Here is a 17,509-nt window from a genome sequence, read left to right as displayed (position 1 = left end):
TGTCGATTAACCTTTTGGTAAGAAAATAGGCGCGTCCCGGTTCTTTCAAGGCGGGGGGCAGGGTAATCTTCGCGCAACTGCACGGAGTTTGTAATGCGTCTGGTCTCCCTGTTCCACTTTCTCATTCCCCTGGCGATGCTTTTTGCCAACGGGCTCACGTTCGGTTCCGTTAATGCCGCAGAAGTGGTGGGCTTTTCCGACGCACGATTTCAGGCAGGCACCATCGTCATCAGGAACTCCGAAAAACGGCTTTATCTGGTTCTCGGTGGCAACCGGGCAATCCGGTACAAGGTGGCTGTCGGCAAACGGCAGAAGTCCTGGACCGGACAAGCTTTCATCACGGCGAAATACGTAAGGCCCGACTGGGCTCCGTCAGAGGAAGTCCGGCGTGATTTTCCGCATCTGCCTACGGTCATACGCGGTGGGGCACCCAATAACCCCATGGGCGTTGCCGCCATGACCCTCTCGAATGGAAACTACGCCATTCACGGCACCAACCGCCCTGGCTCCATCGGGCGTGCCGTTTCCTATGGCTGCATACGGATGGCCAATCACGACATTCAGGATCTGTTTCAAAGGGTGACGGTCCGCACGCCGGTCGTTGCTTTGCCCTGATTCCCGTTGGCTGGTTTTGCTAGCAGCCGAAAGGCGGCAGCAGGGGCATCAATCGTCCAGGCTGCGACTGGGGCCGGATGTGCTCGAAGACCAGGCGTTTTCCGGAGGCTTCTTCCGGTCCAGATAGGTGCCCAGCAACAGAACAATCGCGAGCAGAGCACAGCTTGTGCCTGCGAAGAAGAGCTCGAACGGTGCCTTTTCGGAAGGCGAGATATGGAATTTGTGCAGCACGACCGTGCCGACGATCATGGGTAGCAGGTAGAGCGCAAGCGCAGTGAACTGAAGGTGGAAGTTGGATCTGCCAGGCTGCATCACGCTTTTGAACGGCGGCTGATTGCGCATCCGGACCATGAGGTCCAGCGATACCAGACACATGCCGATCTGGGTAATCATCGACAGTTCTTCGCCCCACAGGAAGAACGCATAGACGGTTTCGGCAAAGCCAAGGGACAATACTGCGAGGCAGACGGACACGAGAAGCAGTCTGACGACTGTATGGCGTTCCTGGGAGAGTTCGAAACCGAAGCAGCAGACAAGGAAGAGTGCGGTTTCAACGGACAGACGGCCGTACATGCCGATCGCTTCCAGAGACTCGGTGAGCCAACCGTGCGCGTAAACCGAAATTTGATCCGGAAACAAGGCTTCGACGATACGCAGGCCTGTCAACACAATCATCAGCCAGCACAGGATATTCTTGAGCCAGTGCGAGTTGTCCCACTGAGGCCGGAAGAAAATGGCTCCCGCCAGGATCAGAAATCCAAGTGCCGTGATTGGATGGGTCGACGGTGTTGGGCCGGAAAACGGGTCTCCAGCGGACAGATAGATATTGTGGCCGAGACCGAACAGCATGACGAGCACGAGCGAACAGCCTATGACCTGCTGATAGACTGTCTTGTCGAGATCCAGATAATTGTTCCTGGTCATACCGCGGTAGCAATTTCTAGGTTTGGTCGTTGTTCGGAGCCGGAAGAGTAGCCTAGTTTCGCCGGATTTTCGAGGGGGGCGAAAATTGCAAGAGTGCTTTGAGCGGTTTGCCGCTGGAATGGAGCACTCCTCAAACGGGGCGTGCGGTACAAGCGGTGTCCCCTGGCCAGCAGGGCAACTCAGGTGATCGCAATGAGCGCGAACACGGAAGACGCGGGCCGCGTGCGCTGCTGATGTCTCCCGAGCGTGTCTGGCGGCAGAGAAGGTTCCATCAAAAAATCAGAGCATATGCCGGATGATTCCGGTGATGACCTTGGGCGCGCCGCGTCGCAGGGACAGCATGACGCATTTAGTTTCCAAAATTTGAATATATGATACATCCGAGGCCTGCAAAGGGCTCTCTCGAGACCCTGCCAGCATCTAGTGCCCCAACGCGATGCTGGCGGGGTTTCCTGTCTTACAGTCGCTTTTGCTTGGCAGGACAGACCTTTTGATGGTTCCAACGCACATTGCACTGTCACGTTTTCAGCCAGCGCTTCGGGTTGGCGCTGCTGTCGCGGCCGCCTGAACCTGACAGCGCCGCGACAAGGTCTGCAACTGCGTCAAGCGAATGAACCGCTCTGAATTCATCCACATTCGGCAGCATGGCACGGATACCCTTTGCCTTGGCCTCGAAGCCTTCGAAACGGAGCAGCGGGTTGAGCCAGACGAGGCGGCGGCAGGAGCGGTGCAGGCGGTCGATTTCCCGTTCAAGGTCTTCGTCCGTATCGCGTTCCAGTCCATCGGTTATCAGAAGCACGGTCGGTTGACCGGCCAGAACGCGGCGCGACCAGTGCCGGTTGAAGTCGTGCAGAGCGGAGGCGATGCGTGTACCGCCCGACCAGTCTTCCACGCCTGACGAGCAGGCTTCCAGGGCTTCGTCAGGATCCTTCATGCGCAATTGTCTCGTGACATTCGTCAGGCGCGTGCCAAACAGGAATGTGTGAACGTCACGCCGTTCCACCGTCAGGCCGTGGAGAAAATGCAGTAACAGCCGGGAGTATTGGCTCATCGAACCGGAAATATCGCAAAGGGCAACAAGCGGTGGGCGCTTTTCCGCCGGCTTGCGGAATTTCAGATCGATGATGTCGCCCCCCGCCCGCATGGACGCGCGCAAGGTACGGCGCGGATCGACCTTGCCTCTTGCGGCAGGTTTCAGGCGGCGGAGCCTGATCTTGTCCATCGGCATTGTCATGGCCCGAAGCGCCAGCTTGGCCTCGGTGATTTCATCCGAGGTCATCTGCGCAAAGTCCTTGGACTGCAGCATTTCCTTTCCGGAAACCGTGAACTTTGCATCGACTTCGATCTGCGGAACGGTTTCCTCGGCAACCCGTTCCTGTGCGGCCTGAAACGCCTGTGAAACGCGTGTCTGCCCGGCCTTGGGTTTTTCAGGAGCTCCCCTGGGCGGGGCGACTGGAGACAGGATCGCCAGCATCTTTTCGATCAGACCGCGGCTTTGCCAGTAGATCCGGAAAGCCTCGTCGAACAGGACTTTCTGTTCGTGCTTGCGGACAAAGACAGAATGCAGTGTCCAATAGAGATCTTCCCGGCTTTCAATGCCGGACACTTCCACAGCCGCAACCGCATCAACCACGGAGGCAGGGCCCACCGGAACGCCAGCCTTGCGCAGCGTTCGAGCGAAATAGACGATGTTATCCGTGATCCGTGAGCGCAGTTCAGGCGAGGTTGGCAAAGCAGCCTCCCGGATGAACGCGATGGAACCCTTGCACGTGCGTCACCGGTTTAAACCGCCGGCATGGATTGCTGGTGGGGGGCGTCCTTGCGGATGTCGTCGATCATCTGGCGCACTTTCGAGCCGCGGACTCGTTCAATGTCGTCCTGGTATTTGAGCAGAACACCCAGCGTGTCGGATGCCATGTCCGGATCGAGCGCCATTTCGTTGAGTTCTGAAAGGGCTGTCGCCCAGTCCAGTGTTTCGGCGACACCTGGCTGCTTGAAGAGATCCTCATCGGCGCGCAGTTTCTGCACGAAGGCCACCACTTCGCTGGCAAGGCGCTGGGCGGCACCGGGAACCTTGCGGCGGACAATCTCCAACTCGCGCTCGGCATCGGGATAGTCGACCCAGTGGTAGAGGCAGCGCCGCTTCAGGGCGTCGTGGATTTCCCGCGTGCGGTTGGTCGTGATGATCACGATGGGCGGTTCGGCAGCCTTCACAGTGCCGAGTTCGGGGATGGTCACCTGGTTATCCGACAGAACTTCCAGAAGGAAGGCTTCGAAGGCTTCATCCGCCCGGTCGAGTTCATCGATCAGAAACACCGGTGCACCGGACAGGGAGGGCTCCAGCGCCTGCAGGACGGGACGCTTGATCAGGAAGCGCTCATCGAAGATCGACTTGGAAAGCTCGGAATGTTCGGTGTCGCCCGCAGCTTCCGAAACGCGGATTTCCACCATCTGCGCAGGATAGTTCCATTCGTAGACGGCGGAGGAGACATCAAGGCCTTCGTAGCATTGCAGGCGGATCAGGTCGCGGCCGAGCGTTGTCGACAGGACCTTTGCTATCTCCGTCTTGCCGACACCGGCTTCCCCTTCCAGAAACAGCGGGCGTTTCATCTTGAGGGCCAGATGCAGAACGGTGGCAAGCGACCGGTCGGCCACGTAGCCCGCCTGATCCATCAGGGCGAGAGTGTCGTCAATGGAAGCCGGCAACTGGTTCATGTTTCCTCCGGTGAACGGGTGGCTACCCCGCTTATATAGAGAGACAGGCGTCAGGAACATTGGTTCCGAGGTCGAATTTTTCTCGGCCAACGTGTTCCCCCTAATGGGTTTCTGTTTCCGAACCTTCTATAAAAGCGAAACTGATTCAAGGGAGGGAAGAAGAGTGTCGCGTTGCAAGCCGTTTTTTGGTGTGGTCATTGTCCTGTTCGCAACATCGCCGGTTCTGGCGTCCGACGGAGGTTATCCAACCGATCCGGTGAGCGTGGCAACCGGCCTGGAACTGGCGGAGATCCATTGCGCAATGTGCCACGCGGTTGGCAAGGACGATCAAAGTGCGCAGACCGGCGCGCCTGCCTTTCGTGACCTTTCCAGCCGCTATCCGCTGGAAAGTCTTGAAGAGCCTCTGGCGGAAGGTATCGTCACCGCGCATGAGGGGATGCCGGAAATTGCTTTCGAGCCGGATGACATTGATGCCTTTCTGGGGTATCTGACCTCCATCCAGACGAAATGATAGGCATTGCGGTGTGGTGAGCCTGTTGTTAGCAGGCTCATGAGAGTGCTGCTAAAGTTCTGTTTTTAAACAGCAAATATCCAAAAGTCGGGTTTGGTTAACCTGATATCCGTGACAATCTTTCTTTGCATGAAAGAAAGGATTGGCATGAACACCAGCTCTGACTTTGAAAAGCGCCTTCTCGGCTATGGACTGATGACGGCGGAAATCCTCTACCGCCTCCCGGATCATCCCAAGTTGCTGCAGAGTTTCTTGTGGCAAACGGAAGATCTGGCGCCCAAATTTCCTGAACTGACCCGGTTTCTGTCGTTCTGGGAACGGGAAATAGAAGGCCGCATTCACTCGGTGCGCGTTGCGCATCAGACCCTGATCTCGCCAGTCGATTTCCGCTACGCGGATGGAGAGATCGTGGTGCACTGAGTGAGGGAAGGGATCAGCGCGCGCTGAGACCGAGTCCTTCGCCATCACGCATGACGGCTTTTGACTGAGGGGTGAAATCGGATCCGTCCCCCTCATGCAATACGAACCCCGGCATCAACCGCAATGGGGCCTTGCTCGCGCGGATGGCGCGCAGCAGAACACGTGTTGCCGCCGCTTCCGGCCTCGGGCGCAGCGGAATAACTTCAATCGCGCCGAACCGGCCCTTGAGCACGCTCAACAGTTCCTGCAGCCCGTCTGCCCGGAAGATCACGGTCAGGCTGCCACCTTCCTTGACAATATCCGTCGCGGTTTTTGCCCAGGGCTCCAGTCCCCGGTCGTCCAGCATATGCGCGCCTGCGCGCGCCGAGTTGGGGGAGGCCCGGAAGCGGTCCGCCTCGTAGTAAGGCGGGTTCATGATGGCATGGTCGGCCATTGCGGGTGTGAGACCGGCAGCATGGCGCACGCTTCCCTTGGCCGTAATGTCGGCCTCAAGCAGGGAAAGCCGGTTGGAAAAGGCACCGTTGGCCGGGTCTTCCAGCCCGCGGCGGGCAAGGGAAAGCACGGTCTCGTCGATATCGACCAAAGTAACCTTTATTTCCGGCAAGCGCGCGGCGGCACAAAATCCTGCTGTGCCGACACCTGCGCCAAGATCAACGACATGTCCCCTGGTGCCATCGGGCAGGGCTGCTGCCAGGTAGACCGCGTCGAGCCCGGCCCGGTGACGTCCACGCTTGGGCTGATGCACATAGACCTTGCCACCGAGAAAGGCGTCATGGGTCGTTTCCTGTGAGGGGCTTTCGGGACTGTCCATTGGTGAGGTCATGTCAGGCCTGGCCATTTTCCGGGCGCAGCTCATGTTCCAGGCCAGCGTCGCGGACCAGCTTGCGTGCCACCTGGATCTGGTCTGAATCCACCAGAATGCGGCGCGGGATCATGCTCAAGGAACCTTCGAGAATGCTCATGTTGCCGTCTGCGACAAAATGCTTGATGCCTGCTTCTTCGAGAATCGATTCCAGAAAGGAAATCAGTACGGGATCGTTTGTTCTGACAAGTTCTTCCATAAGATTCCCGGCGTTAGCGGTCGATGTCCAGCGGGTGAACCAAGGGTCCTGCCCGAACGGTTTACAGCAAAACCAGCTGATTGCGACATTTCAACAGTTTGTCAATGGATTGGCGGCTTGCCCCGAACGCGTTCGCACCATATTGTCCGCACAAATATTCAGGGAGTGCCATTAGTGGCCGTTGTTGCAACTTATACAAACGATCAGCCGCGCCGTCCGAGCATTCAGTCGCTCGTTGATCTGGTGTCCGGCGGCATGGGCGAGGTCAACGAACTGATCCTGTCGAAGGCAGGGTCGAATGTTGAATTGATCCCCGAAATCGCCAAGCACCTGATCTCCTCCGGCGGCAAGAGGCTTCGGCCGATGCTGACGCTCGCCTGTGCGGACATGTTCGGCTACCAGGGCGATGGCCATGTCACACTGGCCGCCAGTGTGGAATTCATGCACACCGCCACGCTGTTGCATGACGATGTTGTCGACGAGAGCGATATGCGCCGGGGCAAGCTTGCCGCGCGCAAGCTCTGGGGCAACCAGGCCAGTGTGCTTGTGGGTGACTATCTGCTTGGCCAGGCCTTCAAGATGATGGTGGATGTCGGCTCGCTGGAAGCGCTGCGCATTCTGTCAACGGCGTCGGCAGTCATTGCGGAGGGTGAAGTCTTGCAGCTTGGCGCTGCCAAGAATATCACCACCACCGAAGCAGATTATCTGCGGGTGATCGAGGCGAAGACAGCTGCCCTGTTTGCAGCTGCAGCTGAAGTCGGTCCTGTGATTGCCGGGCAGTCGGCCGAAATGAAGCGCGCTGCGAGAACCTACGGCATGGAGCTCGGCTACGCATTCCAGCTCGTCGATGATGCGCTTGATTACGGCGGGTCCGCGGCAGACCTCGGCAAGGATGTCGGTGACGATTTCCGCGAAGGCAAGATTACCCTGCCCGTCGTGCTGGCCATTGCCCGGGGCACTGATGCCGATCGCGATTTCTGGAGACGTTGCCTGGAAGGCGAGGAAATTCAGGACGGCGATCTGGAACGGGCCATTGAGCTATTGAACAAGTACGATGCTCTGTCCGAAACGATCGAACGGGCAAAGGACTATGGCAACAAAGCCCTCGCGGCTTTGGATACGCTGCCATCGGGGCCGCACAGCGACGCGCTTGGCGATGCAGTTGCCTTCTGCATCTCCCGTGTGAGCTGACGCTTCCAAGCCTTTGTTTCCTGAAGAAATTAGAAAGCCACCATTTTTCGAATTGGCGGCTTTTTTCATGGCGTTTAACGGGTGGATCCGGGTTGTTGTCACGAAAGCGGCCCGGAGGCGATCCACCAGTCCGGATGGGCGGCGCGCAACGTGCGTTCGATCTCCATGGAAGCCTTCAGGTCACACAGACCGAAGCAGGTCGCACCGGAGCCTGACATCCTGGCGAGATCGATGCGGGTTTCGGCCTCCAGCTCGGAAAGCACCTGACCGATTTCCGGACACAGGCTCCTGGCCGCATCCTGAAGGTCATTGCGGCAGGTCTCCAGATAGGCGACCAGCGAGGCGAGCGTCTCGAACTTTTCCGGCATGAGATCCATGGGGGCGTTGTCGCGGCGCTCCATGGCCTTGAAGACGTCCGGTGTCGACACTCCGACCCGCGGGTTCACAAGGACGATACCGCACGCCGGCAGGTCAGGGCCGGGGCTGAGATCGCCGCCAATGCCGCGCATGATCTGGGGCTCCGGAAACAGGCAAACCGGAACATCCGCACCGAGTGTCAGCGCCAGGGCGTGCATTTCGTCATCGGCAAGGTAGGTTTCGGTAAAGTCTTCCAGAAGCCGCAAGGTTGTTGCAGCATCGGTGGAGCCGCCGCCGATGCCGGAGGCAACCGGGAGGCGTTTGGTCAGTGTCAGACGGACCTGGGGAACATCAATGCCGGCCTTGCCGGCAAAGCTTCGCACCGCCTTCAGGATAAGGTTGTCTTCGGCCCCGCCGGTCAGGTCCCGTGCGAACGGGCCTTCGAGGCGCAACTCGAGTTCCCCTGCGGTTTCGATCGCAAGCCTGTCGCCGATCTGAGGGAAGACCACGAGGGAATCCAGCAGGTGATAGCCGTCTGGTTGCTGGCCCGTGATATGCAGTGCCAAATTGACCTTGGCCCGGGCCAGTTCTACCCGTGAGGAAGACTTTGTGGCGAGGGCCATGGTTTTGTCCGGTTAGCCGCCGTTCTTGTCGGTTTCGGCTTTGGCGGCATCCGTGCCCGGAACCTCCTGCAGGCCGTCTGCGATCTTTTTGAGGATCTTTGGCAGTTCTTCCGCGTCCGGTCCCAGGTCCCGGGCGTGATTCCACTGGAAGCGCGCCTCGTTGCGGCGGCCAACCATCCAGTAGGCATCGCCCAGGTGATCGTTGATAACCGGATCGGCTGGACGCAGGTCGATCGCCCGCTCCAGTTCCTTCACCGCTTCTTCATACCGTCCAAGCCGGAAATAAACCCAGCCAAGGCTGTCGACGATGTAGCCGTCTGTCGGCCGCAGTTCGACTGCCTTCTGGATCATGCCAAGGGCTTCGTCCAGCTTCAGGCCCTGATCGACCAGGGAATAGCCGAGATAGTTCAGCACCAGCGGCTGATTCTCGTTGAGTTCGAGCGCCTTGCGGAAATCGGCCTCCGCCAGCTCCCATTTATCAAGTCTTTCGCGGGCAATGCCGCGGAAATAGAGCAGCAGCCAGTGCTGGCGTTCCAGTTCGGGAATGGTGTCGAGACCCTTGGAGTAGGTCACCTCAGCTTCGTCGTAGATCTCGTGCGCGCGCAGGATGTTGCCAAGCGCAATCACGGCTTCAAGATCCGACGGATCCTGTTTGATCAGCTTTTCCAGATGGCTGCGGGCTTCGTCCAGCATCTCCAGAGCGTTGTAGTTCATGCCGACCTGGATTTCGGCTTCACGCTTGAGCACGCTGTCTTCCGGCACCTTCATCAGGGCTTCGATTGCCCGATCAGGCTGGCCCATCCGCTCGAACACACTGCCGAGGGCAATGGCTGCGAATTCTGCCTTCGGATCCAGATACAGTGCGAGCTGAAGATAAGACGTGGACAGTTCTTCACCGCCGTCGCGGCCGATCACCGCACCGAGGCCATAAAGGATTTCCGCCATGCCAGCTGCCGGGTCGGTGACCATCGGCGGAATGATTTGGCCGCTGGTGATGGCTTTGCGGGTCTGGTCGAGCTTGGGGTGCCCGCGGAACTGCGCATCATATTGATCAAGCACATCAAGTGCTTCTTTCTGGCGACCGTTCGCTGCCAGAAGACGCGTATAGGCGTCGACAACGCGCAGCGCGCCCTGGTCGATGGCATAGGCGCTTTCGGCGGCTTCCAACGCTTCCTTGTTGCGACCCGCGGCAAACAGCAGATGTGCCTTGTGGGTCGACTTGAACACCTCGAACCAGTCCGGCCCTTCCAGGCCGTCGATCATGGCGACGGCTTCATCGACCTTGCCGCTTCCGTAAAGAGCCCAGGCACGGGAGATCCCGATGGAAAGCTGCGCGAGCGGGCCGTTGCGGCCGCGTTCCAGTTCTTCGTTGGCTTTTTCGTAGCGGCCGTCCAGCATTTCCTGCGCGCCGAGTGTCAGCTGGGCAAGGAAATTCTGCAGTCCGGCGCTTTCCAGTTCCTTGGAATAGACAACAGCCTGTTCAACGTCGCCGTTGGCCAGCTTCAGCAGAAAGGTGCGCTCCAGCAGCATGGTGTTGTCGGGGTCGGCCGCGAGAGTTTCTTCGTAAAATGCCGCAGCCTGTGCATAATCTTTCTGAAAGCCTGCAAGCCGTCCCGACAGATAGCTGCCGGACAGGGTGAACGGCAGATCGGACGGCGTGCCGAGGGGTTCTACCTCGGTGCTTGTTTCCGCTAGAGCCGTCGCAGGAAGAAGGGCGAGCACACTGACCAGCGCAAGCAGTTTCTGACGGAGCGGATTGCGAGCCCTGGTTGAAACGGCGCCGATCGCATTTGTAATCATTGTTCGCACTTCTATCCCTGAACTTGATGGGTTTACTGCTTATTGCCTTTGACAATGGCGTCTTTAAGGCTGACCGGCAAGGCAACCGGTATAACTTTCTGCGGGTTTAAATCCATTTGATTTTGCCCTACGTCGGAAATGCTGAGAGTTACGAGCAAACACGATCGCTTTCGTGGAAAAAAGGGCTTGAAGACGGACAGATGCCGTAGCAGGAATGTGCAGTGCAAAAAATGTCGGGCGCATGCGTTCCGATCGCTGCATTGTGATAATGCAAGTTGGCTGCGTGAGATAACCGGCAGACTGAACCAGGCGAGGAGAGTGTCAGATGACCAAGTGGGTCTACAGTTTCGGCAATGGAGCCGCAGAAGGTGCGGCGGACATGCGTAATCTTCTTGGCGGGAAGGGCGCGAACCTTGCTGAAATGAGCAGCCTGGGTCTACCGGTGCCACCCGGGTTCACCATCACCACTGAAGTCTGCACCTGGTATTATGAGCACGAAAAATCCTATCCGGATGCATTGAAGGCCCAGGTTGTCGAAGCGCTGGAAAAGGTTGGCGAGGCGACAAGCCGCAAGTTTGGCGATCCGGAGCGGCCTCTGCTGGTTTCCGTACGCTCCGGAGCACGCGTTTCCATGCCCGGCATGATGGACACCGTCCTCAACCTTGGCCTTAACGACCAGACTGTAGAGGCCATCGCGCGCGAAGCGGGCGACCGGCGTTTCGCCTACGACAGCTACCGCCGTTTCATCCAGATGTATTCCGACGTGGTTCTGGGGCTCGATCACCACGAGTTCGAAGAAATTCTGGAAGAGTACAAGGAACGCAACGAGTTGACGCTCGATACGGAAATCGATGCGGATGCCTGGCTTGGCATTATCGAGAAATTCAAGGCGCTGGTGGAAGAGGAACTGGAAAAACCGTTCCCGCAGGATCCGCAGGAGCAGCTCTGGGGCGCCATTGGCGCCGTTTTCAGTTCCTGGATGGTGCCGCGCGCCGTGACTTACCGCCGCCTGCATGATCTGCCGTCGTCCTGGGGCACGGCCGTCAACGTTCAGGCCATGGTATTCGGCAACATGGGCGAGAGCTCTGCCACCGGCGTTGCCTTCACGCGTAATCCGTCCACCGGCGAAAACGCCCTTTATGGCGAGTTCCTGGTCAACGCTCAGGGCGAGGACGTGGTTGCCGGTATCCGCACGCCGCAGGATATCACCGAGAAGGCCCGTATCGAGGCAGGGTCTTCCAGCCCGTCGCTGGAAGCCTTGATGCCGGAGGCCTTCGCCGAGTTCCAGACATACTGCGCCAAACTGGAAGCCCATTACCGGGACATGCAGGACCTGGAGTTCACCATTGAAAAGGGCAAGCTGTGGATGCTGCAGACCCGGTCGGGCAAGCGCACCGCCAAGGCAGCGCTGAAGATCGCGGTCGACATGGTGGCGGAAGGGCTGCTGGGCGAGGAAGAGGCGATTGGCCGCGTCGAACCGGCAGCGCTCGATCAGCTTCTGCACCCAACCATCGACCCGAAAGCAAAGCGCGATATCATCACGACAGGTCTGCCGGCATCGCCCGGTGCTGCATCGGGCGCCATCGTCTTTTCCTCTGATGACGCGGAAAATGCCAAGTCGGAAGGCCGGAAGGTGATCCTGGTGCGGGTTGAGACCAGCCCCGAGGATATCCACGGCATGCATGCGGCCGAAGGCATTTTGACCAGCCGCGGCGGCATGACCAGCCACGCGGCCGTTGTTGCCCGCGGCATGGGCAAGCCTTGCGTCGCCGGGGCAGGGATGCTGCGCATCGACTACCGCAACGGCGTGATCAACGCTGCGGGCCGTCAGCTGAAGGAAGGCGATATCATCACCATCGATGGTGCCACGGGCCAGGTTCTTGTTGGCGAAGTCGAGATGCTGCAGCCGACCCTTTCGGGCGATTTCGGGACGCTGATGGGCTGGGCCGACAAGGGGCGTCGCATGCGCGTGCGCACCAACGCGGAAACACCGCAGGATGCAAAGGTGGCCCGGGAATTCGGCGCCGAGGGCATTGGCCTTTGCCGTACCGAACATATGTTCTTCGAGGGCGAGCGCATCGTCGCCGTCCGTGAAATGATTCTGGCAGACACGGAAGCCGGTCGTCGCACCGCGCTTGCCAAACTGCTGCCCATGCAGCGGCAGGATTTTACCGATCTCTTCGAGATCATGCATGGCCTGCCGGTGACCATCCGTCTGCTGGATCCGCCGCTGCATGAATTCCTGCCGAAATCGGAAGAGGAACTGGCGGACGTCGCGAAAGCCATGGGCGCTGATCCGGATCTGCTGCGCGACCGCGCGCTGGCGCTGGAGGAATTCAACCCCATGCTCGGCCATCGCGGCTGCCGCCTGTTGGTATCCTATCCGGAAATTGCCGAAATGCAGGCACGGGCCATCTTCGAGGCGGCCGTCGAAGCTGCGAAGAAGACCGGCGCGCCGGTGGTCCCGGAAATCATGGTTCCGCTGGTTGGCCTCAAGGGGGAACTGGACCTCGTGCGCAAGAGCATCGAGGCCATGGCCAAGGCGGTGATGAGTGAAACCGGTGCGGAACTGACCTATCAGGTCGGCACCATGGTGGAATTGCCGCGTGCCGCGCTGAAGGCGGCGGAAATCGCCGAGTCTGCCGAGTTCTTCTCCTTCGGTACCAACGACCTGACGCAGACCACTTTCGGTATCTCGCGTGACGATGCGGCTTCGTTCCTCGGAACCTATCAGACGCGCGGTCTTCTGGAGCAGGATCCGTTCGTCTCGCTCGATCAGGAAGGCGTGGGCGAACTCATCAAGATCGGTGTCGAGCGTGGCCGGTCCACGCGTCCCGATATCAAGCTCGGCATTTGCGGCGAGCATGGCGGCGATCCGGCGTCCATCTCCTTTTGCGAAAGCGTTGGCCTGGACTATGTCTCCTGTTCACCGTTCCGCGTGCCGATTGCGCGGCTGGCGGCTGCGCAGGCTGCCTTGAAGTTCAAGTCCGGAAGCTGAATGGGCGGGGAAGGCCCGTTGAGTCGACAGGGAGTGCGGTGTGAGTGATGCCTACCCCAAGCTGGACGCCTTGCGTGCGGGTGGCAAGAGGCAGCTCTCACGTGTGCTCAGCCGGTTGGAAAGCCATTCGGAAGACGCGGAAACCGCAGCTTTTCTGGATCGGGCCGCCGGAGAGCCCACCGCGAAGGTGCTTGGCCTCACCGGTCCTCCCGGGGTGGGGAAATCCAGTCTGACGGATGCCCTCATCAAGGCCTGCCGGGCAGCGGGGCAAAGCGTGGCGGTGCTGGCCATCGACCCGTCTTCCACGGTGACCGGTGGCGCGCTTCTGGGCGACCGCACCCGGTTGAAGACCGACCCTTCCGATGATGGTGTTTTCGTGCGCTCCATGGCTGCGCGGGATCGTCTCGGCGGTCTGTCCGATCATGCGGTTGCCGCGATTGCCGTTCTCAGGTGTGTCTGCGATTGCGTGATCGTTGAAACCGTTGGTATCGGCCAGTCCGAAGGCGATCTGAAGCAGGCAGTCGACACGGTTGTGCTGTGTATTCAGCCAGGATCCGGCGACAGTCTTCAGTTCATGAAAGCTGGCATCATGGAGTTGCCGGACATCGTGGCTGTTACCAAGGCCGATATGGGAGCGCTTGCGCGCCGGGCCGCCTCTGACGTTGCCGGTGCCTTGTCGCTCAGCGACACAGGTGGCACGGGTGGATGGACGGTACCGGTGTGCGAAGTCTCCGCGCAGACCCTCAGCGGCATTGACGAACTGGTCGGGCATTGGCAGCGCCATCATGCCCATATCGCGTCAGACAATACCTTGCAGAGGCAGCGGAAGGCTCAGCATGTCGCCTGGTTCAAGGATATGGTGCGCACGGAATTTGGCCATGCGGGACTGAAGCTGGCCGCCGGTTCGGGGCAGGACTGGCTGACGTCGGCCGAGACGGCCCCCTTTGCGAGCTTTCATGGCTTTGCCGCCAAGCTCCGGCCACTGCTGGGTGTTTGATCCCAGGGAATGAAGCTCTGATTCCCCAGAAGAATTTACAGGACTGACGCATAAGCCGCTTGCCCGTCTGAACCGGCATCAGGCTTCTGCTGCGCGCGCCTGCAAGCTCAGATCAGTGCCGAAGCCGGGGGCGCTGATGTTGTGGAAGTCGGCCAGAAACTGCGTCAGAGCTTCGTCCGACAACGGGCGGGAGATATAGAAGCCCTGCATCCGGTGGCAATTGTGCGCCTGCAGGAACCGGATCTGTTCTTGGGTCTCGATGCCTTCCGCCACGATGGTCATGCCGAGCGCCTTGCCGAGCTGGATGATCGATACCAGGATTGCCTCGGCCTCCGCGTTTCCGTTCATGTCGGAAACGAAGTCCCGGTCGATCTTCAGCGTATCGAACGGGAACCGGCGCAGATAGCTGAGGCTGGAATAGCCTGAGCCGAAATCATCGAGAGCGACCTTCACGCCCAGGTTCTTCAGTCTTCGCAGGGCTTTCAGCACCGAATCGTTCCGGCCCGCAAAGACGCTTTCCGTCACCTCGATTTCGAGGCGCTGCGGCGGCAGGTTGTTGGCAGCCAGAATTGCCATGACCTTCTCGACAAACCGCGGGTGCTTGAACTGGTTCGGCGAAACGTTGACCGACACGGTGATGCCGGGCCATTCATGCGCCTTGGCGCAAGCCTTGTTGAGCACCCAGATGCCCAGATCGTTGATCAGGCCTGTTTCCTCGGCGACGGGAATGAACTGGGCCGGTGAAATAACGGTGCCGTCTTTCTTGGTCCAGCGTGCCAGAGCTTCCACACTGACGATCCGTTTGGCCGAGGTATCGGATTGCGGCTGATAGGCAAGGTCCAGTTCGTCGTTCTTCAGCGCCAGGCGCAATTCACGTGACAGCCGGTCCTTGGACTGGACGTGATGCTCCATGTTCGGTTCGAAGAAGGATCGGCGGCTTCGGCCGTTCTCCTTGGCATCGTAAAGCGCGATATCGGCCTTGCGCAGCAGTTCGTCCGGATCGTCGCCGTCTCGCGGGGCCACGGCCGCACCCATGGAAAGGCTCGCATGAAGTTCACGGCTGCCGATCATGATCGGGCGGCTGATTTCGTCCTGAACCTGATCGAGAATATATTCCAGCCAGACATCGTCTTCGCAGTTCTTGATGACCATCGCAAATTCATCGCCGCTGATGCGCGCAACGATCCCGGTTTCGGGAATGACGTGCTGCAGCCGCTGGGCAACGGCAGTGATCACCTTGTCACCTGCGGAATGACCGAGGGTGTCGTTGATGTCCTTGAAATGATCGAGGTCGATGTAGACTACGGCGGTATTTGTTCCGTTGGCCGCGCTTTCTTCCAGTGTGTCCGTCAGCAGCGTATGGAAACGGGCGCGGTTCGGCAGGCCGGACAGGGCATCGTGGCGAGCGGCGTGCACCGCCCTGGCTTCACTTTGCGCCAGCCGCCTGGTCATCTGGTAGGTGAAGATGGCCACTGCGAAGACCACGGTGGCAATCATGAAAGCTGCCAGCCACAGGAACGGATTGATGCGGTACATCATCTGGCTGCCAGGCTCAGAGGTTTGCCACGCGATCAGGCCGACAACCTGCCCATGCGGCGACTTCAGCTGAAAACGGCCGACACCGTCACGCTCGGTGTCGGTGGGGGCAAGTACAAAGCCGTTCAGGCGCGACATGTCGGAGATTTCTTTCAGCTTTTCACCACGCAAGGGCACCAGGCTAACCAGCACTGTCGGTGGAAACCGCACCCGTGAAATCGACTGGATCTGCGGCATGACGGCTGCCGCGCTGAACAGATAAGGTTCGTCAGCCAGGGAAACGACGCCTGTTTCCGCGATCGACCGGCGAGCATCGCTGCTTTGCGGCACAAAGCTGTAAAGGCCGGACGGTGTGCGGCGGAAGGAGATGATGTAGCGGGCACGTACCTTGGCGATTGCAGGTTTCAGCTCGTCGAGCAGCTCTGGCGTCATCCACTTGCTTGTGTGGTTCTGCGCATAGATGTACTGCACGTCAAAATCACGATTGATCAGGATCGACTTTGTAAATCCGTGGTTCTGGAACAACCAGTGCATCAGATTGTTGTAGATCCAGCCTTCGTCCAGATCGGCCTGGTTGACCCTACGATAGGCTTCGTCCCAGATCACGACTCCGTTCTGCTGCTTCACCATGTAGTTCTGGGTGAGCTGCAGCGCACCCGCAATCAGCTTGTTCTGAGATTCGACGGCAGTTTCGTCCGACAGGCGGGCAGACCAGTGCAGCAGGCCAAAGATACCGAAAACGGATATCATGACGATGACAACCATCGGAATGATGATCGCGTTTGCTATCTGGCCGCCGGAATTTTTAGTCGAATTGTTCATACACGAGCCCGGTTTCTTTGGGCCGAGTATTGTCGGTGCGGGTTAAGGAATGCCCCAAACTTCTAAGTAAATTAAGGGTAAAGTCTGGAAATATCTGATCCGGTTTTGCCTGCGGCCTGAAGGCACTCTTCAGCACAGGCGCATAATCTGGCTTCTTTCCCGAGCGGGCAATCAGATCAATTGCAGGCTGCGGAAGCTGACATTGTTTCGCAGGCCGACGATGATGTGATCATGCACCTCGATCCCGAGCGGGCCGGCGATATCGACGATTTTCTTGGTCATCTGAATGTCGGCTCTGGACGGGGTCGGGTCTCCGGACGGGTGGTTATGCACCAGGATCAGCGCCGTCGCCGAAAGCTCCAAAGCACGCCGGATGACTTCGCGCGGATAGACGGGGGTGTGATCGACAGTACCTGTCTGCTGAACTTCGTCCGCGATCAGGGCATTCTTTTTATCCAGAAACAGGACCCTGAATTGCTCGACAGGGGCAAGCCCCATGGAAACCTGGAGGTAGTCCATGACTTTCTGCCAGCTGTCCAGCACCTGACGTTTTTCCAGGCCAGCCTTGTGAAAGCGGATGACGGATGCGTGCACGGCCTGAAGGGCGTCGATGCTGATGTCTGACAGGCCCGGGATTTCCTTCAGCCTTTCCCTGGGCGCGGCAAGAGCCGCCGGAAAGGAACCGAAGCGCTGCAGCAAGGCTTTGGCAATCGGCTTGGTGTCCTGGCGGGGCAGGGCAGAAAACAAAAGAAATTCAAGAAGTTCATAGTCGGCAAGACCTTGCTCGCCGGTTTTACGGAATCGTTCCCGCAGCCGCTGGCGGTGCCCCTTGTGGTCGCCGCCGGCGGTGGCCGGTGTTTCACTGGCGGTGGTCGTCTCTTTCATGAGCTCCTGCGTCAGCCGCTATCAGATGACGGCACTTCGCCGATAATTTAGGGG

15 protein-coding genes are annotated in these 17,509 nt (G+C 59.1%); 6 read left to right on the top strand and 9 right to left on the bottom strand.

Translation table 11 applies throughout. From position 1 onward, the window contains the following. Positions 1-135 precede the first annotated feature (135 nt). Positions 136-615 (top strand): L,D-transpeptidase, encoded by a 480-nt coding sequence (locus tag AC2A6O_RS11940; protein WP_498927982.1) that lies wholly within the window; start codon positions 136-138, stop codon positions 613-615. A gap of 48 nt (positions 616-663) precedes the next feature. Here the strand turns inward: AC2A6O_RS11940 and AC2A6O_RS11935 are convergent, their stop codons facing one another. The 3 genes from AC2A6O_RS11935 to AC2A6O_RS11925 form a co-directional block, all read right to left on the bottom strand. Next, complete coding sequence (locus tag AC2A6O_RS11935) at positions 664-1,539, bottom strand: hypothetical protein (RefSeq protein ID WP_498927243.1); 876 nt, start codon at positions 1,537-1,539, stop codon at positions 664-666. Between the two features lie 517 nt (positions 1,540-2,056). Beyond that, positions 2,057-3,271 carry a vWA domain-containing protein gene (locus AC2A6O_RS11930; RefSeq protein ID WP_498927241.1) on the bottom strand — a complete coding sequence of 405 codons (1,215 nt, stop codon included), beginning with the start codon at positions 3,269-3,271 and terminating at the stop codon, positions 2,057-2,059. Positions 3,272-3,321: 50 nt separating this feature from the next. Beyond that, the gene (locus tag AC2A6O_RS11925; protein ID WP_148586501.1) at positions 3,322-4,254 is read right to left on the bottom strand and encodes an AAA family ATPase; all 933 of its coding nucleotides are present in this window, start codon (positions 4,252-4,254) and stop codon (positions 3,322-3,324) included. Between the two features lie 163 nt (positions 4,255-4,417). Here AC2A6O_RS11925 and AC2A6O_RS11920 point away from each other — a divergent pair, with 163 nt between their 5' ends. Together AC2A6O_RS11920 and AC2A6O_RS11915 are read left to right on the top strand one after the other, a co-directional pair. Further along, positions 4,418-4,765: a c-type cytochrome gene (locus AC2A6O_RS11920; protein ID WP_148586502.1), complete on the top strand. Its 348-nt coding sequence runs from the start codon at positions 4,418-4,420 to the stop codon at positions 4,763-4,765. Between the two features lie 147 nt (positions 4,766-4,912). After that, positions 4,913-5,185, top strand: coding sequence for an usg protein (locus tag AC2A6O_RS11915; protein WP_148586503.1), 273 nt, complete (start codon positions 4,913-4,915; stop codon positions 5,183-5,185). 13 nt (positions 5,186-5,198) lie between these two features. On the opposite strand, the gene AC2A6O_RS11910 is transcribed toward AC2A6O_RS11915, so the two are convergent. Both AC2A6O_RS11910 and AC2A6O_RS11905 read right to left on the bottom strand, forming a co-directional pair. Continuing rightward, positions 5,199-6,008 (bottom strand): tRNA1(Val) (adenine(37)-N6)-methyltransferase, encoded by an 810-nt coding sequence (locus tag AC2A6O_RS11910; RefSeq protein ID WP_498927238.1) that lies wholly within the window; start codon positions 6,006-6,008, stop codon positions 5,199-5,201. Position 6,009: 1 nt separating this feature from the next. Further along, complete coding sequence (locus AC2A6O_RS11905) at positions 6,010-6,246, bottom strand: putative signal transducing protein (protein WP_148586505.1); 237 nt, start codon at positions 6,244-6,246, stop codon at positions 6,010-6,012. Positions 6,247-6,420: 174 nt separating this feature from the next. Here AC2A6O_RS11905 and AC2A6O_RS11900 point away from each other — a divergent pair, with 174 nt between their 5' ends. After that, complete coding sequence (locus AC2A6O_RS11900; protein ID WP_498927236.1) at positions 6,421-7,437, top strand: polyprenyl synthetase family protein; 1,017 nt, start codon at positions 6,421-6,423, stop codon at positions 7,435-7,437. 98 nt (positions 7,438-7,535) lie between these two features. Here the strand turns inward: AC2A6O_RS11900 and AC2A6O_RS11895 are convergent, their stop codons facing one another. Continuing rightward, the gene (locus tag AC2A6O_RS11895) at positions 7,536-8,417 is read right to left on the bottom strand and encodes a 4-(cytidine 5'-diphospho)-2-C-methyl-D-erythritol kinase (protein WP_498927234.1); all 882 of its coding nucleotides are present in this window, start codon (positions 8,415-8,417) and stop codon (positions 7,536-7,538) included. Between the two features lie 12 nt (positions 8,418-8,429). Further along, a complete protein-coding gene (locus AC2A6O_RS11890; protein ID WP_148586508.1) occupies positions 8,430-10,217 on the bottom strand; it encodes a tetratricopeptide repeat protein in 1,788 nt (595 codons plus the stop codon). A 325-nt stretch (positions 10,218-10,542) separates the two neighbouring features. On the opposite strand from AC2A6O_RS11890, the gene ppdK reads away from it, so the two are divergent. Next, on the top strand, positions 10,543-13,215 hold the full coding sequence (ppdK, locus tag AC2A6O_RS11885) for a pyruvate, phosphate dikinase (protein ID WP_148586509.1): 2,673 nt from the start codon (positions 10,543-10,545) through the stop codon (positions 13,213-13,215). 40 nt (positions 13,216-13,255) lie between these two features. Then, complete coding sequence (locus AC2A6O_RS11880; RefSeq protein ID WP_498927232.1) at positions 13,256-14,212, top strand: ArgK/MeaB family GTPase; 957 nt, start codon at positions 13,256-13,258, stop codon at positions 14,210-14,212. Between the two features lie 78 nt (positions 14,213-14,290). On the opposite strand, the gene AC2A6O_RS11875 is transcribed toward AC2A6O_RS11880, so the two are convergent. Both AC2A6O_RS11875 and radC read right to left on the bottom strand, forming a co-directional pair. Further along, positions 14,291-16,570, bottom strand: a complete 2,280-nt coding sequence (locus tag AC2A6O_RS11875) for a bifunctional diguanylate cyclase/phosphodiesterase (RefSeq protein WP_498927230.1) — start codon at positions 16,568-16,570, stop codon at positions 14,291-14,293. A 171-nt stretch (positions 16,571-16,741) separates the two neighbouring features. Then, a complete protein-coding gene (radC, locus tag AC2A6O_RS11870; RefSeq protein ID WP_148586512.1) occupies positions 16,742-17,455 on the bottom strand; it encodes a RadC family protein in 714 nt (237 codons plus the stop codon). Positions 17,456-17,509 lie beyond the last annotated feature (54 nt).

It is taken from the genome of Labrenzia sp. ATLA3 (genome assembly GCF_057180185.1).
The sequence above is the reverse complement of the archived record's forward strand: the minus strand, read 5'-3'. Positions and strand labels throughout refer to the sequence as shown.

Excerpts from the sequence above, each read along its gene's own strand:
- AC2A6O_RS11940 (WP_498927982.1), top strand. The coding sequence starts at position 136 with ATGCTTTTTGCCAACGGGCTCACGTTCGGTTCCGTTAATGCCGCAGAA.
- AC2A6O_RS11935 (WP_498927243.1), bottom strand. The coding sequence starts at position 1,539 with ATGACCAGGAACAATTATCTGGATCTCGACAAGACAGTCTATCAGCAG.
- AC2A6O_RS11925 (WP_148586501.1), bottom strand. The coding sequence starts at position 4,254 with ATGAACCAGTTGCCGGCTTCCATTGACGACACTCTCGCCCTGATGGAT.
- AC2A6O_RS11915 (WP_148586503.1), top strand. The coding sequence starts at position 4,913 with ATGAACACCAGCTCTGACTTTGAAAAGCGCCTTCTCGGCTATGGACTG.
- AC2A6O_RS11910 (WP_498927238.1), bottom strand. The coding sequence starts at position 6,008 with ATGACCTCACCAATGGACAGTCCCGAAAGCCCCTCACAGGAAACGACC.
- AC2A6O_RS11905 (WP_148586505.1), bottom strand. The coding sequence starts at position 6,246 with ATGGAAGAACTTGTCAGAACAAACGATCCCGTACTGATTTCCTTTCTG.
- AC2A6O_RS11895 (WP_498927234.1), bottom strand. The coding sequence starts at position 8,417 with ATGGCCCTCGCCACAAAGTCTTCCTCACGGGTAGAACTGGCCCGGGCC.
- AC2A6O_RS11890 (WP_148586508.1), bottom strand. The coding sequence starts at position 10,217 with ATGATTACAAATGCGATCGGCGCCGTTTCAACCAGGGCTCGCAATCCG.
- ppdK (WP_148586509.1), top strand. The coding sequence starts at position 10,543 with ATGACCAAGTGGGTCTACAGTTTCGGCAATGGAGCCGCAGAAGGTGCG.
- AC2A6O_RS11875 (WP_498927230.1), bottom strand. The coding sequence starts at position 16,570 with ATGAACAATTCGACTAAAAATTCCGGCGGCCAGATAGCAAACGCGATC.
- radC (WP_148586512.1), bottom strand. The coding sequence starts at position 17,455 with ATGAAAGAGACGACCACCGCCAGTGAAACACCGGCCACCGCCGGCGGC.